Origin of the sequence: Paenarthrobacter sp. YJN-D (assembly GCF_015040335.1) — a bacterium.
GTDB lineage: Bacteria > Actinomycetota > Actinomycetes > Actinomycetales > Micrococcaceae > Arthrobacter > Arthrobacter nicotinovorans.
Genome location: NZ_CP053549.1, coordinates 3,164,509 through 3,180,731, shown reverse-complemented (window position 1 = coordinate 3,180,731; position 16,223 = coordinate 3,164,509). Strand labels below are relative to the sequence as shown.

Sequence of the window (16,223 nt, the reverse complement as noted above, 5' to 3'; positions counted from 1 at the left end):
ACAGGGGGAAATATGGGCCATAAGTGACCCCGCGTTGCTTTAGTGGTGGCGGTGATCCTGGACGGTCATCCGGGGCCCGAAAGTGGGCTTGCGGAAGCCGCTCAAATACAACATCCGCACCAGGCGTTGCCTCTGCCCGCTCCACGGTTCCAGCAGTTCGATCATGCCGGCGTCGTCCGTTTTCTGCCCGGTCAGGGCGTAGCCCACATAGGACGCCAGATGGTAGTCGCCGACGGAGATTGAATCCGGGCAACCGTGGGTCCGCTGGACAACCTCGGCCGCGGTCCACACTCCGATCCCCGGAATCGTCTGCATCCGGGCGCCGGCCTGCACTGAATCCAGCGCCGCCAAACGTTCAAGCGCGACGGCGGATTGCAGCGCCCGCATGACCGTCGCCGAACGCTGCGGGCCAACTCCGGCTTTGTGCCACTCCCATGACGGAATGGCCAGCCACTGCCGGGCCGTGGGAGGAACGAGGAGACCGGCCGGCGCTTTGCCTGGAGCAGGCGTTCCATAGCGGTACATCAAGTAGCGGTAGCCACGCCTTGCCTCCAAAGTGGTGACCTTTTGCTCCAAAATGGTGGGCACCAGGGAGTCAACCACCCGGCCAGTGGAGGGCAGGCGAACGGCCAGGTTCCGGCGTCGTGCTTCTGTGACCCGGCGCGGGAGGGTGGCGTGGAAAGCGGGTTCATCGAAAGCGGACCAGTCGTCATCGGCGCCCAGCAATCTTGGCACTCCGGCCACTGCGTCCGATGCGCCCGGACCCCATGCCTGGGCATCGACGAACGAATCGGAACCGGAACCACCGCCGGACAGTCGAAGCGTCACCGGGCCGGAGGCAGCCGTGAAGGCCATCCAGAATCCGCTGGAGTGTGCGGCGAAGGACGGATCCGCGTTGCCGCGCATGAGCGGAAACATGGTTTGGTCCAGACGGAAGGGGGCTTCAGGATGCCATCTGACGGCCGCATCTGCCGCGGCCGCCACAAGGGGCGGGGCGTCTGCGATGGTCATGTTTTCATGGTCGCACGCCGGGCTGACAATCCCATCAAAAGCCTCTTTCAGGGATGGCCGCCCGGGGCTAGACTCCGTGCTGTGGCGTGGGTGGGCCGCGCCGGAACCAGGGAACAGAACCCCACAAACGAGGAGTGCCAGCCATGGCCGCCATAGTGCATTTTGAGATTCCCACAGAAGACACCGAACGGGCCAACAACTTCTACCGGACTACTTTCGGGTGGAACCTGAGCCCCATGCAAGGGATGGATTACACCATCGCCCTCACGGCGCCCTCCGATGAGCAGACAGGCACGCCGAAGGAACCGGGCGCCATCAACGGTGCGCTGTTCCCGAGGACTGATGCGCTGAAGACACCCGTCCTGACCATCGACGTCGACGACATTGACGCAGCTTTGGGGCAGGTCGAGTCCGCCGGAGGGTCGGTAGTCCAGGCCAAGAACCCGATACCCGGCATGGGGTGGTACGGCTACTTCAAGGACACCGAGGGCAACGTGATGGGTGTGTGGCAGACCGATCCATCGGCAGGGAGCTAGCCGGCCGGTCCGGCCCCAAAGCGGGCAGGCGGTAACTTTGTATCTATGAAGTACGCCCAGTCCGTGTTGGACCTCATCGGCAACACGCCGCTCATCAAGCTCAACCACGTTACGGACGGGATCAGGGCCACGGTCCTGGTCAAGCTCGAATACATCAATCCCGGCGGATCCATCAAGGATCGGATCGCCGTGAAGATGATTGAAGAGGCCGAGAAAGACGGACGCCTCAAGCCGGGCGGAACCATCGTGGAGCCGACGTCGGGCAACACGGGCGTAGGGCTGGCCCTCGTCGCCCAGCAGAAGGGCTACAAGTGCGTTTTCGTGGTCCCGGACAAGGTGGGCGAGGACAAGCGTGCTGTCCTGAAGGCGTACGGCGCCGACGTGGTGGTGACCCCCACCGCCGTGGCTCCTGACAGCCCGCAAAGTTACTACGGTGTCTCTGACCGCCTGGTCAAAGAAATCCCGGATGCCTTCAAGCCGGACCAGTTCTCCAATCCGGCCGCCCCCGGCAGCCACTTCGAGTCCACCGGCCCTGAAATCTGGAACGACACCGATGGCCGCGTCACGCACGTGGTGATCGGAGCCGGGACCGGCGGCACCATCACCGGCACCGGGCGGTACCTCAAGCAGGTTTCGGCTGACCGGCCGGAGTCCGACGGCGGCCCGGTCAAGATCATCGGCGCGGACCCGGAAGGTTCGGTCTACTCCGGCGGTACCGGCCGTCCTTACTTCGTCGAAGGCGTGGGCGAAGACATGTGGCCCGCTAATTACGATCGCGCCGTCCCGGATGACGTCATTGCTGTTTCGGATGCCGATTCCTTCGCCATGACCCGCCGCCTGGCAAGGGAAGAGGGCCTCCTGGTGGGCGGTTCCTCGGGCATGGCGGTGGTGGCTGCGCTGCAGGCTGCCAAGGACCTGGACGAGTCCGCCGTGGTGGTGGTCATCCTTCCTGACTCTGGCCGTGGCTACCTTGCCAAGATCTTCAACGACCAGTGGATGCGCTCCTACGGCTTCCTTTCCGGGGGCGAAGAAGCTTCCGTGGGCGAGGTGCTCAAATCCAAGACGGGAGAAATGCCGGACCTGGTCCATATCCACCCCAACGAGTCCGTCCGCGACGTCATCAACATCATGAACGAATTCGGCGTCTCGCACATCCCGGTCCTCTCGCAGGAGCCCCCGGTGGTGATGGGCGAAGTCCTGGGCGCGGTGGACGAGCGAAGCCTCACCAGCAAGCTGTTCCGGGGTGAAGCGAAGCTCACGGACAAGATCGCACAGCACATGGGGGAGCGTCTCCCGGTGATCGGCTCATTGGAGACCATTTCTGCCGCGCGCGAGCTGCTGTCCGACGTCGATACCGTCATGGTGACTTTCGCCGGCGCCCCGGTGGGCATCCTGACCCGCCACGACCTTCTCGCCTACCTGAGCAACTGAAGCGCCCCGCTTCATCCATACCGTTGAACGAACAAAGAGGAGCTTCCATGTCTGCCAACACCAACGCCGGGTTCAACACGCGCGCTGTCCACGCCGGACAGGCCTTCGAACCCCGCACCGGCGCGGTTGTCCCGCCCCTGCACTTCAGCTCAACCTACGCCCAGGACGGGATTGGCAACCTGCGTTCGGGCTACGAGTACGGCCGCGGCGGCAACCCCACCCGCGATGCCCTCCAGGAACAACTGGCAGCCCTGGAAGGTGGCTCAGCCGCATTCTCCTTCGGTTCCGGACTCGCGGCGGAAGACTCCCTGATCCGTGCCGTGGCCCGTCCCGGTGACCACATCGTTCTTGGCAACGACGCCTACGGTGGCACCTACCGGCTCATCAACCGCGTGCTCGGCGACTGGGGCATCGGAAACACCCCGGTGGACATGTCAGACCTCGACGCCGTTGCTGCCGCGGTTGCCGCGAACAAGACCCGCATGGTGTGGGTTGAGACGCCCTCCAACCCGATGATGAAGATCACCGACATCGCGGCGCTCGCCGCCGTGGCGCACGACGCCGGGGCCCTCCTGGTGGTCGACAACACCTTTGCGTCTCCCTACCTGCAGACCCCGCTCGCCCTGGGCGCCGACGTCGTGGTCCACTCGACCACCAAGTACATTGGCGGGCACTCCGACGTCGTGGGCGGCGCCATTGTGGTCAAGGACGCCGAACTGGCCGAAAAGATCGGCTTCATCCAGTTTGCCGTGGGCGCCGTTTCCGGTCCCATGGACGCCTTCCTGACCACCCGTGGCTTGAAGACCCTGGGTGTCCGCATGGACCGCCACAGTGACAACGGCCAGGCCGTGGCCGAGTGGCTGCTGCAGCGTCCGGAGGTGGAAGCTGTGCTGTACCCGGGCCTGCCGGACCACCCCGGCCACGAGCTTGCCGCGAAGCAGATGAAGAAGTTCGGCGGCATGGTGTCCGTGCAGTTCAAGGGTGGAGAGGCCGCAGCGCGGACCGTTGCCGAGAACACGTCCGTTTTCACGCTTGCCGAATCGCTGGGCGGCATCGAGTCCCTCATGAACTACCCGTCGGAAATGACGCATGCTTCCGTGAAGGGTACGGAACTGGCTGTCCCCGTCAACCTCCTGCGCCTGTCCTGCGGCATCGAGGAAGCCGAGGACCTGATCGCGGATCTTGAACAAGCTTTCGCCAAGATCAGCAACGGCTGACATGGCGGCTTCTCCTTCACAGATGGTGGCTTCCACCACCAAACGGGGCTGGATCCTCACGGTGGCAGCAGCCTTGGCCCTCGTGGTGGCAGTGTGCTTCCTGTACGCGTACTACGAGCCCGCACTGAACGACTTCGAGGTTTACTTCTACGGCGGTGGCAAAGTCATGGAGGGCGGTGACCTCTACGCCATCCGTGATGGATTGCCGTTTACCTATCCGCCGTTCGCCGCCCTGCTCTTTGCCGGGCTGGCGGCGCTGGGGTTCTTCGCGGCCAGTATGATTTTCATTCTGGTGGCCCTTGCCGGTGCCGCCATTGTGGCCGCCTGGCTGGCCAGGCACTACTTCGGCCTGATGACCTGGCGGGAGGCTTTTTCCGATTACCGTTTCAGGACTACGGCGCTGCTGGGAACCGGTGCCATTCTGTTCCTGGGCCCGTGGCGTGACACGTTCGTCTTCGGGCAGATCAACATCATCCTGATGGGCGTGATCCTGGCTGACTTCGCCCTGTACGGGAAAGCCCGTGCGGGTGCCATCCGGTGGCCTGCGGGTTTGTTGATCGGCCTGGCTGCCGGGGTGAAGCTCACTCCTCTGGCCTTTGGTTTGTACTTCCTGGTCCGTCGCGACTTCAAAGCCCTGGGGTGGATGGCCGCCGGGTTCTTTGGTTCGATTGCGGTGGCCTGGGCTGTACTGCCCCAGGCTTCGCTGGATTTCTGGACCAAGATCCTTCCCGATACCGGCCGGATCGGCGGGCCGGCCTACGTCGACAATCTGTCCGTCAAGGGCCTGCTCCTCCACTTCGGCATGCCGGACTCTTCGGTCACCAACCTGGTGTGGATGGTGCTGTCCTTGGCCCTGGTGGTCGTCGCCGGCCTCATCATCAAGTGGTCGGTGGCTGTAGATGAGAATTTCGTGGCAGTATCCGCCACAGCCGTCCTGATGCTCCTGATCAGTCCGGTGTCGTGGTCGCATCACTGGGTGTGGGTTGCCGTTGCCCTGCCCAGCATGGCCTTTGCGATGCACCGGGTGCCGTCCCGCAACGGACGGATGCGACTCGCGGGGTGGGTCATTGTGGCGTGCTCCACCGTTGCCTTTTACATGACGCCCAAGAACCTGGCCGTGTGGGCGGGCGCTGCCGAATGGGGCAAAGACCCCCAGACCCAGTGGCAACTCATGGTGTCGAGCCTGGGCGTGGTGTGCGGGATCGCGATGATGGTCTATTGGGCATTGGCGTACCACCCGTCCCGGGCCGGACTGGTTCCCGGTGGAACCAGCCTGAAACAGCGCTGACCCCTCCACGCAGGGCACCCCGCCCTTGCCCGCCTGCCACACCCTTTTGCGGTGAGGAGGCAGGACAAGGGCAGGATGCGCCAATCGTCCGCTAGCCGGAGATGCCTTCCTGTCCGTCTTCCTGGCGACCGGTCAGCCGGCGTCGGAACGTAGCGTCCTCGGCAGCGGTGACCTCCAGGTCATACCAACCGTTCAAGGTTTCCCAGCCGATCTTCTTCGAGTGCCCGGCTTTGAGCTTCACACTTTCGTGGCCCTGTGCGTACTGCAGCGACTTCAGAATCAGGGTCACTGTGGCCTTGCCGTTGTTGCGCACTTCCAGTTCCACGGCCTTGTTGCCGCGGCGTCCGTTGACTGAAACGTCGACGCCGGACGCCGCGCCCGCCGTCGTTCCCTTCAGTTCGTACTGGAAACGGTTGGGGCCGGTGACGACGACGTCGAACCCGCCTGAGGCAGGTGCGAGCTCCACCGTGGTATTCCCGAGGACGTCCACATGCCGTGGCTCCGTGACTTCGCCGGCGTAACCGTAGATGGCGAAATGGGTCGACCGGGAGCCTGAGTTCCCCAGTGCCAGGGTGATTTTGCCGGGCAGCACAGCGGCCGAAACCTGCGGGCGGTAGGGGAGGGGCCTGGCCGGGCGCGTGCCACTTTCCTGGATCGGCGCCACTTGGACGGCGGGTGGGGTGGGCCGCCAACGGCTGATCTTGGCGGGCACGGATGCTGGGTGGTCCAGAACCGGCGGCTTACCTGGCGAGCTGAAATTGAAGACGCCGGTCAGGTCGCCGCAGACTTCCCGGCGCCAGGGAGAGATATTGGGTTCCTGCACCCCGGTCCAGCGTTCGAGGAAGCGAAGGACTGAGGTGTGGTCGAAGATTTCGGAGCTGACATAGCCACCCACCGTCCAGGGGGAGACCACCGTCATCGGTACCCGTGGACCCAGCCCGATGGGCAGCGCCGTGGTCCAGTCGGCGGATTCGCCTGTCGACGGCCGCGGCTGGACGGGTGGCGGGACGTGGTCGAAGTAGCCATCGTTTTCGTCGAAGTTGAGGAAGATCGCGGTGCTGTCCCAGGTCTCGGGGTTGCTCGCTACCGTGTCCAGGAGGCGGTAGACGAAGTTTGCGCTGCCCACCGGTGTGGAGGCTCCGGGATGTTCGGAGTCGGCGGCCGACGGTACCAACCAGCTGACCTGCGGGAGGCTGCCTGAGGTGATGTCGGCGCTGAGCCGTTCCAGGAGGGTGTCCGGGCGGCCACGCCACATGGCTTTGTCGAAGAGCGACCTTTCGGCCTCCGTGAGGGTGGCGCGGCCCTGCTCCAGCTGGGCCAGGAGATGCTCCTGCTCGTCGGCCGTCTTGCCTGCCAGTTGGTCGTAGAACTCCTCGGTGGTGCGCAGCTTGCCGTCAACCGAGGCCAGCATCTTCCGCCCGATCACTTTGAAGGTCTGGAAGTACTCCACGGCGTTGTCCGTGAAGTTGTCCCAGTCCTGGTAGATCCTCCATGAGACCCCGGCCTGTTCCAGCCGTTCAGGGTAGGTGGTCCAGTCGTAGCCGCCGTGGTCGTAGCCGTAGGCCGCATTGGTCACAGCCCGGTTGTTCGTGCCGGGCTCCTTGCCGGTGGTACCGCTCCAGAGGTAGTTGCGGTTGGGATTGGTGGAGCCGTTGACGGAGCAATGGTAGGCGTCGCAAATGGTGAAGGTGTCTGCGAGCTCGTATTGCAGCGGGATGTCCTGGCGCTCGTAGAAGGTCATGGTGGATGCGCTCTTGGCAGGAATCCACTGATCGCACCAGCCGTTGTTCCACGCCCGGGTGGTCCCTTTGAAGGAATGGTCGAGGTCGCCCAGGTATTGGATGTCGGTTCCGGGTCGTCCCGCGAGTTCGGCTGCCTTGCGCAGGGAGAACGGCAGGACGCTTTCCCCGGTGGCGCGTGGCTGTTCGAACATGGATTTTCCGTTGGGCAGCCGGGTGACGGAATGGTCGCCGTAACCCCGGACTCCGCGGAGCGAACCGAAGTAGTGGTCAAAGGAGCGGTTCTCCTGCATCAGCACGATCACGTGCTTGATGGATTGCAGGCTCCCCGGCGGGGTTGGCCTGGCCATCGCCGCCTGCACGGAGGGGGGAAGCAGTGATCCGGCTGCCGCCAGCGCCGTCGCTGCCGCTGCCGTGCCAAGGAATCCACGCCGGGAGATTCCGGGAGATTCGGTTGAACGTTTCACCAAGTCAGGGTTGTTCAAGGACATTCAGGGTGCCTTTCGTGGTCAGAGTAGACCCGGCAAGCGTAGGCACCCCAGATGAACCGTGAGTGAACCTGGCAGAACCTGCAGGGTGTGTCGCCGTCATCCTCTAGCTTTCTTTAGGAAAGTCAACTAGCTTGGTTCGCATGCCTCTTCGCTCTGACTGGTCTGCCCGCACGTGCAGCCTCGCCCGTGGCCTTGATGTCCTCGGAGATCCCTGGGGAAGCCTGGTGCTGCGGGAAATCTTCTTCGGCAACGGCCGTTTCGACGCCATCAAGCAACGGCTCGAAGTAGCCGATACAGTCCTCAGCAAGCGCTTGGGATGGTTGCTCGAGGCCGGCTTGCTGGCACAGCGCCCCTACCAGGACGGGAACCGCACACGGCAGGAGTATGTCCTCACCGCCAAGGGCGAGGACTCCCTGCCCGTCCTGAACGCCATCATCATCTGGGCAGAGAAACACTTGGACGCACCCAACGAGGTATCCCACATGCGGGTCATCCACACGGACTGCGGACAGGCGACGTCGTCGGCCGATACCTGCACCCATTGCGGCACCCGCCTGACCGCCGCCAACACGAGCTGGCACAGCTTCAAGCGGACGGACCACCCGGTTCCGCTCGCTGTGGCGCCATCTGAAGCAAGCACAGCAGCTCCCTTTGAAACGGAGATCCCCGCATGACCGCTCCCGACGTCACAGGGGTCCCCACCGAACCGCCGCGGCTTCCTTCCGGCAAGCGTCGCCGTCTCCACCCCGCCTGGATCGTGGCGGCAGTGGCCTTCCTTGCGCTGGTGGGAGCTGCCGGTTTCCGTGCAGCACCGGGCGTGTTGATGGTCCCGTTGCAGCAGGAGTTCGGCTGGTCCACCACGGTGTTGTCCTTGGCTGTCAGCATCAACCTGGTTCTCTTCGGGCTGACGGCACCTTTCGCTGCGGCCCTCATGGAACGCTTCGGCATCCGCAAAGTAACCGCGTTGGCGCTGTGCCTGATCGGTCTGGGTTCAGCTTTGACGGTCCTGGTGAACCAGTCGTGGCAGATCCTGCTTACGTGGGGAGTGCTCATCGGGCTGGGAACGGGATCCATGGCACTCGTCTTCGCGGCGACCATCGCCAACACTTGGTTCGCCAAGAGCCGCGGCCTGGTCATCGGCATCCTCACGGCAGGAAGTGCCGCCGGCCAGCTGGTGTTCCTGCCCTTCATTGCCGCCCTTGCGCAGAACCCCGGGTGGCGTGGAGCCTCCCTCCTTATCGCTGCGGGTGCGCTCGCAGTGGTACCGCTGGTGCTGCGGTGGTTGCGGAACTCGCCTGCCGACGTCGGGGTGTTGCCTTATGGGGCTGAGGAACCGGTGGTTCCCGCCGCCGACGCCGGAGCCACCCCTGCGGCGTCCGGCATGCCTGAGCCTGGTCTTCCCAAAGACTCCGCGAACGCTGCCGTCCGAGCCCTGCAGGTGCTCAAGCGAGCCGCCAAAGTGCGGACGTTCTGGGCCTTGGCCGCGGGCTTCGCGATTTGTGGAGCCACCACCAATGGGCTGATCGGCACGCACTTCATTCCGTCGGCACACGATCACGGCATGCCCGAAACCACGGCGGCAGGCTTGTTGGCCGTCGTCGGGATTTTCGACATCGTGGGGACCATCGCTTCCGGCTGGCTGACCGACAGGTTCAACCCGAAAGTCCTGTTGGCCGTGTACTACCAGTTCCGGGGGATCGGGCTGCTGGTTCTGCCGTTGCTGCTGGGCTCATCCGTGGAACCGAGCATGATCATCTTCGTGGTGGTGTACGGGCTCGATTGGGTAGCCACCGTGCCGCCCACCGCAGCCATCTGCCGCTCGGTGTTCGGCGCAGACGGTTCTGTGGTGTTCGGCTGGGTGTTTGCCGCCCACCAGCTCGGGGCCGCTGCGGCCGCCCTGGCTGCCGGGTTCATCCGCGACGCCACCGGTCACTACAACTACGCCTGGCTGGGGGCGGCAGCCATGTGCACGGTGGCTGCGGTCATCAGTGCCACCATCCGCAAGGACGCGGCGAAGAAGGAACCCATCGCTGTTGCCTGACGATGTTGCGGGGCCCGCTCTGCGCTCCATTTTCCCCTGGAGTCGCGCAGAGCGGGCCCCACAACGGAAGGGGTACTAGCCCGCTGCGGTGATCCGGAAGGTCAGCGAACGGGCTTCGGGCCGCAAGGCGTAATCCGGCCAGACATCCGGTCCGCATGCCCTGGACCCGAGGCCGTGCTGTGCCGCGTCCAGGTACAGGTAGCTGCCTTGGCTTGCCGGCAGCTCATGCGGGTGTGCGGCTGCGGAGATCTCGTGGGCTGTGTGCCGGGAAAGCGTGAAGCCCGGCAGGCGGCCACGGGAGTCCGGGAAGGCATTGAGCTGCAACCAAGGACTACCGGAGTCCTGCAGTTCCAGTGACCGTACGGCACTGCGATGACCCGACTCCTGGGGTTTGGCGTACGGAACTGAGAGCTCGTCGATTCCTGCCGAATACCGTCCCACCAGTGTCGCGTGCATGCTGTCGGGGTAGGACTCGCGGGGACCCGTGCCGAACCACGACGCGCCATCTACGGAACCTGGAAGATCCAAGCGGACGCCCACCCGTGGCCAGATGATGTCCCAACCGGTGCTCGGTACGATGTCCACGCGAAGCCACAGTTCGCCCCCGGACACTTGCCAGTTTTCCTCCACGGAGACCCAACGGGCGGTGTCGGCTGCGGAGTAGCGGGTCTGGATCACCACCCCCGAATCGTCGGCGGAGACCTTTTCAACCCGGCCCGTGAGCCGGTCCAGGCCAGCGGCGCGCCAGATTTTTTCCATGGAAGGGGCCGGAACGCCGTCGCCGTTGTTGAGCCAAGGATCAGCGAGGTCGTAGCTGCCGCGTCCGGCGCCGGCGTCGTTATCCGTAGGGGCGCGCCACAACTCCAGACGGGGACCGCCAACCGGCAGCCCGGCCAGCGAAACCAGGCGTCCTTCTTCGAACCGGGCAGGTCCAAGGTTGAGCGTTGAATCCACCGCCGCCATGGCCCGTCCGGCCGATCCGAGGGGTCGCGGGGCTGCCAAGCGGGGACGTGTCACCGCCAGTTCCAGCTGTGCCGCGGAGATCACGTGCCCGGCCTCGGCCCAGGCAGTGTCCTTGCGGAGCACCGCCTCAACCGTGAGCCAGTGTTCGCCGCTTCCATTACTGTCCAACGGTGGAAGTTCAATGCGCGCCGTGCTACCGGCGCCGAGTGACGCGCCCGTGGAATCAACAACGTCGAGCTCCCCGGACACGCCAAGCACGCCGTCCACCTCGGTTCGCCAGCGCAGCACCACATCCGACGCATCAGCGGTGTGCCTCAAATTGGCGACGGAGACGAAGCGGCGAGTGCCGCCGTCGTTCGTTTCGGTGGAGAAGCCCAAGCGGATCGGTGCGACGATCTGCTTGTACTCAAAGAGGCCCGGGCTCGGCGTGGAGTCGGACAGGACCATGCCGTCCATCACGAAGTTCCCGTCGTGCACTACCTCGCCGAAGTCACCGCCGTAGGCAAAGAACTCCGTACCATCGGCCGCGGTGGTGCGGATGCCGTGGTCCCGCCACTCCCAGACGAACCCGCCGTGCAGCCTCGGGTAGCGGTCCACGAGGTCCTCGTATTGGTCGATCGCGCCCGGGCCGTTGCCCATCGCGTGGACGTACTCGCACAAGATGAACGGTTTGGTACGCTGCCGCGCCGACTCCGCAGCGGAGCAGCCGAGCAGAAGGGAGCCGGAATCATCGCGCCCGATCGCCTCTGTTTCCGGTACGGACGAGTACATCCGCGAGTACACGTCCGTATAGGCGCCCGTGTAGTCGCCCTCGTAATGGACGGGGCGGCCGGCATCGCGGGCGTGGGTCCACGCGGACATCGCCGCGAGGTTGGCGCCGGTACCGGACTCGTTGCCCAGCGACCACATGACGATGGAGGGATGGTTCTTGTCCCGCTCCACGGTGCGTTCCATGCGGTCCACGTACGCCTCTCGCCAGGCGGGGTCGTCACTGGGGTTGCCCACCCAGCCGTGCCGTTCGAAACCGTGGGTCTCGAGGTCGCATTCCAGGATCACCCAGAAACCCAGTTCGTCCGCGATGTCCAGCAAGCGGGGGTGCGGCGGGTAGTGGCTGGTGCGGATCGCGTTGACGTTGAACTGCTTCATCATGGCCAGGTCCGCGCGGGCAAAGTCCTCGTCGAACACACGGCCGCGATCCGGATGCGTCTCATGCCTGTTCACACCGTGGAACACCACGCGCCGGCCATTCACCAGGAACCGGTCGCCCCGGATCTCCACGGTCCGGAAGCCCAACCGCAGCGAAACGGTCTCGCCTTCGCTGGCCACCGTCGCGTTGTACAGGCGCGGAACCTCCGCGGACCAAGGCTCGACGGCGGGAACCGCCACCGGGGCGACGTCGGCAGCGGAGTTCCAGACGACGTCGACCTCCAGTTCGGGGACGGACAGGCGAACCGGGTAGGCGGCCTCACTGGCCGTGATTTCCGGGTCAATGATCCCGGCGCCGGCGGTGAAGGACGTCCGCAACCAGACGTCGTCGAGACCCTTCCGTGGCCGGGCTTGTAGTGTCACATCGCGGAAGATGCCGGGCATCCACCACTGGTCCTGGTCCTCGATGTAGCTTGATGCGGACCACTGATGAACGCGGACAGCAATGACGTTCAAGCCCGCACGGACGGTGTCGGTGATGTCGAATTCCTGGGCCAGTCGGCTGCCTGTCCCCACTCCGATCTCGGTACCGTTGAGCCACACCTTGTAGCGGGACTCGACGCCATCGAAACGCAGTACTGTCCTGTCTGCCGTGTTCCAATCCGAGGGGAGCTCGAACGTCCGGCGATAATCGCCGGTGGGGTTTTCGTCCGGGACATGGGGTGCATCCGTGGGGAACGGAAACTGGACGTTGGTGTAGATGGGCCGCCCGTAGGCGCCGTCTCCCTCCAACACCCAGTGCGCGGGAACGGGGATCCGGTCCCAGCCGGAATCGTCCAGGTCCTCTGCGGCAACACCCTCCACTGCTTCGCCCGCAGGGAGGACGCCGCGTCCGCCCGGGGTACCCGGCGCCCCGGGCAGCAGGCGGAACCGCCACTGGCCGTTCAATGAAAGAGCGGGCGCATCGCTGTGCAGCCAGCTCCGTGCGGGGAGGCGGTTGCCCGTGCCCGGCCCTGGATCCGTGATGTAGCCGGCTGTTTGGTAGGTGGTCATTTACTTGACGGCTCCTTCTGTCAGTCCACCGCGCCAGAAGCGCTGCAGGACAATCATGGCGATGCTGAGCGGAATGATGGAAAGCAGCACCCCGCCGGTAGTCAGTTCGTAGAATTCGGGCAAGCGGTCCACCTGGCTGAGCCAGTTGTTCAGGCCCAAAGTGATGGGGTAGAGCTCGGAGTCGGAGAGCATGACCAGCGGCAGGAAGTAGTTGTTCCAGATACCGACCAGCTGGAACAGGAACACCGTGACCAGCGCAGGGGTCAGTACCTTGAGCCCGATGGTATGGAAGATGCGGAGTTCGCCGGCACCATCAATCCTGGCGGCCTCGATCAGCGAAGTGTCCACCGTTGCCTGCGCGTAGATCCTGCACAGGAACAGACCGAACGGCGAGACCAGCGAAGGCAACAACACACTCCAGTACGTGTTGGCCAGGCCCATCTGGCTGAACAACAGGAACAACGGAAGCGCCGTCGCTGTACCGGGAACCAGCACGCCGCCGAGGATGGTGCCGAACACCAGGTTGCGCCCCTTGAACTCGTACTTGGCCAGGGCGTAGCCGCCTGCTGCCGCAAAGTACGTGGCCAGGAGCGCGCCGACGCCGGCGTAGATGGCCGAGTTCAGGAACCAGCGGCCAAAGATTCCGTTGTCGTAGCTGACTACGCGGCCGATGTTTTCCCACAGGGAGAACGTGGGAGCGAACCAGAAGCCATTGGTGGAGAAAAGGTCGGACGTGGACTTCGTGGAGGCGACGAAGACCCAGTACACGGGAATCAGGAAGTAGAGGGCAACCACCACCAAAAGGGCGGTGACAATGATGGTGGACGACCGGCGTCGTCCGGCTGATCGGTCCGGACCCGCGGACCGGGCCTTGGCAGCGGCTGTCGCGGGTGACTTGGTAGCTGTAGCGGTCATGATGACTTCCTGTTGGTCAGTGCGAGGAAGGCGAACGAAAGGGTGAAGGCGGCGACGGCGATGATGACCGACTGGGCGGCCGCGACGTTGTAGTCGTTGTAGGCAAAGGCCGTGGTGTAGGCGCTCAGGTTGGGCGTGTACTGGCTGTCAATGGCAGGGGCCACGGTTTTGAGGACCTGCGCTTCAGCGAACAACTGCAGGGTGCCGATGATCGAAAACACCGTGGTGAGCATGAGGGCCGGACGGATCAGGGGAAGCTGGATGCTGCGGGCAACCCGCCAGGTGGACGCTCCGTCCACCTTTGCCGCCTCGTAGAGTTCCACCGGAATGGCCTTGAGCTGCGCCACGATGATCAGCATGTTGTAGCCGGTGTAACTCCAGGTGACGATGTTGGCGATGGACCACAACACGCTGTTGGCGCCCAGGAAGTCCGGGGTAAGGCCGACGAGCTTGGCCGCGTCGAACAGGGGGCTGAGGCCGGGCACATAGAGAAAGGACCACAGGATGGTGGCAATGACGCCGGGAACGCCGTAGGGCATGAAGTAGGCGGCGCGGAAGAAGCCGGGCCATTTGGCCGATGCCGATTCCAACATCAAAGCCAGGACAGTGCAGAGGACGATCATGACGGGGACCTGGACGATGCCGAACAGCAGCATGCGGCCGATCGATGCCACGAAACTGCCGTCTGCCAAAGCCTGGGCATAGTTGCCGAACCCGGCGAACTCACTGGTCACGCCCGCCTCGCCGAAGAGCCCGCTCCTGGTCACCTTGGTGAAGCTGGAGAGGATCGCCACCACAATGGGCAGCAGGAACGTGAGGGCGAAAAGCGCCAGGAACGGGGCCAGGAGAAGCCAGGGCGCGCGCGCCGCTGCGCCGGTGCGCTTGCCCCGGCGGGGTGCTTCTTCGTGACGCTCTGCGGTAGGTGCCATGCGGGTGGTCGTCATGCCGCTTCCTTCCGGATGGTGAGGCCCTTGTTCTTGAAAACGGTGATGATTTGTTGCTCGGAAGCGGCAATCGAGTCCACCAGGGAGGTCCCGAAGGCCTTCTTCCGGAAACCGTCACTGAGGATGTTGAAGGACTGCTGGGTTACGGGCCACCAGGACCAGTCAGGGTTTTGCTGCTGGGCTGCCGGGACGAAGATGTCCTGGTTGTAGTTCTGGCCGCCGAAGAAAGCCGAAGGTTGTTGCCGGTCCGTGCCAATGAAATCGGGATTCGGCGACCACCCGATGCCGCTGTTTTTGATCTCGGCGTCGATGCCTTCTTTCGAAGTTGTCAGCCAGACGGCGAACTCCACCGCTTCCTTGGGGTGCTTGCTGTTGGCCAGGACGGCTGCGGTGGAACCGCCAAGGTAGCTGGAGCCGTATCCGGTGCCGCCCCACGTGGGCATGGGGGCGACGCGCCACTTTCCCTCCGAACCGCTGACGCCCTCGACCAGGGCATCGCCCCAGCTGCCGGTGACGGTGGAGGCAATGCCGCCCTTGCCTGCGGCAGCGAACCAGCCCGGTGAGAAGGCACCGTACGCAGTGGTGACGAGGTCGTCGTCGATCGCTTTGTCGAAGAAGCGCGCGGTGTTGAGCGTGGCGTCGTCGGTCATGTTGATGACCCAGCCATCCTCCTCCGGACGCAGCCAAGCGGCTCCTGCCTGTCCGGCGAAAGAAGCGAAGGGTGAGGCGTCGCTGATCGGGAAGCAGTCCAGGTACGTGTCCACGGAACGAAGCTCGCGGGCCAGTCCGGCCCATTCGTCCCAGGTTTTCGGGGGAGTTCCACCCACCTTGTCCAGAATGGCCGGCTGGTAGAACATAGCCATCGGACCTGAGTCCTGGGGTATTCCGTAGACGCCGCCCGTGTAGCTGACCTGTTTCCACAAAGTGGGGTCGTAGAGGTGCGCGTGGTCGTTGGCTCCGTAGCGGGAGATGTCCATCAGTCCGTTGACCAGCATGAACTCCGGAATCGACCGCAGCTCCACCTGCGCCAGGTCCGGGCCACCCCCGGCCGCCAGTGCCGAGTAGAGCTTCTGGTATCCGCCTGCGTTGCCGCCGGGGATCCAGACGACGTCCACTTGGATGTTTGGATTCGCTGCATTCCAGATGTCGGCAACGTTCTGGAAGTCCTTCAACCAAGCCCAATACGTAAGCCGCACAGGACCACTGGCGGCGGGGATGGTTGGTGCACTGTTCACGGACTGGGTTCCCGGAGTTGCGCAGCCGGACAGTAGCCCCATGGCTGCCGTGCCCAGGCCAGCGCCCAGAAGTTGTCTTCGAGTGAAACGGGTCATGAGCCTTCACCTCTTTGTGTCAGGTTGACGCTGCCGGCACCCGGAGGGCGGGCCCCGGCACGTCGATTGTGACCACGGTAACAGATAATTCGAGTGGTCACTCGAATTTCAAGAGAG

General features: G+C 64.3%; 12 protein-coding genes. 6 read left to right on the top strand and 6 right to left on the bottom strand.

Annotated features, from left to right (window positions below):
- Positions 1 to 39 precede the first annotated feature (39 nt).
- A complete protein-coding gene (locus HMI60_RS14740) occupies positions 40 to 1,011 on the bottom strand; it encodes a DNA-3-methyladenine glycosylase (RefSeq protein ID WP_193589863.1) in 972 nt (323 codons plus the stop codon).
- Positions 1,012 to 1,154: 143 nt separating this feature from the next.
- Here HMI60_RS14740 and HMI60_RS14735 point away from each other — a divergent pair, with 143 nt between their 5' ends.
- Genes HMI60_RS14735 through HMI60_RS14720 form a run of 4 tightly spaced genes read left to right on the top strand, consistent with a single transcriptional unit; the run spans position 1,155 to position 5,483 of the window.
- Positions 1,155 to 1,547 (top strand): VOC family protein, encoded by a 393-nt coding sequence (locus tag HMI60_RS14735; RefSeq protein WP_039242487.1) that lies wholly within the window; start codon positions 1,155 to 1,157, stop codon positions 1,545 to 1,547.
- A 45-nt stretch (positions 1,548 to 1,592) separates the two neighbouring features.
- On the top strand, positions 1,593 to 2,978 hold the full coding sequence (locus HMI60_RS14730; RefSeq protein ID WP_110503802.1) for a cystathionine beta-synthase: 1,386 nt from the start codon (positions 1,593 to 1,595) through the stop codon (positions 2,976 to 2,978).
- Positions 2,979 to 3,025: 47 nt separating this feature from the next.
- Positions 3,026 to 4,195, top strand: coding sequence for a cystathionine gamma-synthase (locus tag HMI60_RS14725; protein WP_018776768.1), 1,170 nt, complete (start codon positions 3,026 to 3,028; stop codon positions 4,193 to 4,195).
- A 1-nt stretch (position 4,196) separates the two neighbouring features.
- Entirely contained in the window at positions 4,197 to 5,483 is a 1,287-nt protein-coding gene (locus HMI60_RS14720; RefSeq protein ID WP_193589862.1) for a glycosyltransferase 87 family protein, read from the top strand.
- 91 nt (positions 5,484 to 5,574) lie between these two features.
- Here the strand turns inward: HMI60_RS14720 and HMI60_RS14715 are convergent, their stop codons facing one another.
- Complete coding sequence (locus HMI60_RS14715; protein ID WP_227453541.1) at positions 5,575 to 7,689, bottom strand: phosphocholine-specific phospholipase C; 2,115 nt, start codon at positions 7,687 to 7,689, stop codon at positions 5,575 to 5,577.
- 164 nt (positions 7,690 to 7,853) lie between these two features.
- Here HMI60_RS14715 and HMI60_RS14710 point away from each other — a divergent pair, with 164 nt between their 5' ends.
- Together HMI60_RS14710 and HMI60_RS14705 are read left to right on the top strand one after the other, a co-directional pair.
- A complete protein-coding gene (locus HMI60_RS14710) occupies positions 7,854 to 8,387 on the top strand; it encodes a helix-turn-helix domain-containing protein (RefSeq protein ID WP_193589860.1) in 534 nt (177 codons plus the stop codon).
- A complete protein-coding gene (locus tag HMI60_RS14705; RefSeq protein ID WP_193589859.1) occupies positions 8,384 to 9,754 on the top strand; it encodes an MFS transporter in 1,371 nt (456 codons plus the stop codon). Before HMI60_RS14710 ends, HMI60_RS14705 begins: the two co-directional genes overlap by 4 nt.
- A 75-nt stretch (positions 9,755 to 9,829) precedes the next feature.
- Here the strand turns inward: HMI60_RS14705 and HMI60_RS14700 are convergent, their stop codons facing one another.
- From HMI60_RS14700 to HMI60_RS14685, 4 genes are read right to left on the bottom strand one after another with little or no spacing between them, the layout of a single operon-like run.
- Entirely contained in the window at positions 9,830 to 12,916 is a 3,087-nt protein-coding gene (locus HMI60_RS14700) for a glycoside hydrolase family 2 TIM barrel-domain containing protein (protein WP_193589858.1), read from the bottom strand.
- Positions 12,917 to 13,831, bottom strand: coding sequence for a carbohydrate ABC transporter permease (locus HMI60_RS14695; RefSeq protein ID WP_039242474.1), 915 nt, complete (start codon positions 13,829 to 13,831; stop codon positions 12,917 to 12,919).
- Complete coding sequence (locus tag HMI60_RS14690) at positions 13,828 to 14,775, bottom strand: carbohydrate ABC transporter permease (protein ID WP_018776761.1); 948 nt, start codon at positions 14,773 to 14,775, stop codon at positions 13,828 to 13,830. The genes HMI60_RS14695 and HMI60_RS14690 overlap by 4 nt, the downstream gene beginning before the upstream one ends.
- Positions 14,772 to 16,106, bottom strand: a complete 1,335-nt coding sequence (locus tag HMI60_RS14685) for an ABC transporter substrate-binding protein (protein WP_193589857.1) — start codon at positions 16,104 to 16,106, stop codon at positions 14,772 to 14,774. Before HMI60_RS14685 ends, HMI60_RS14690 begins: the two co-directional genes overlap by 4 nt.
- Between the last annotated feature and the right edge of the window lie 117 nt (positions 16,107 to 16,223).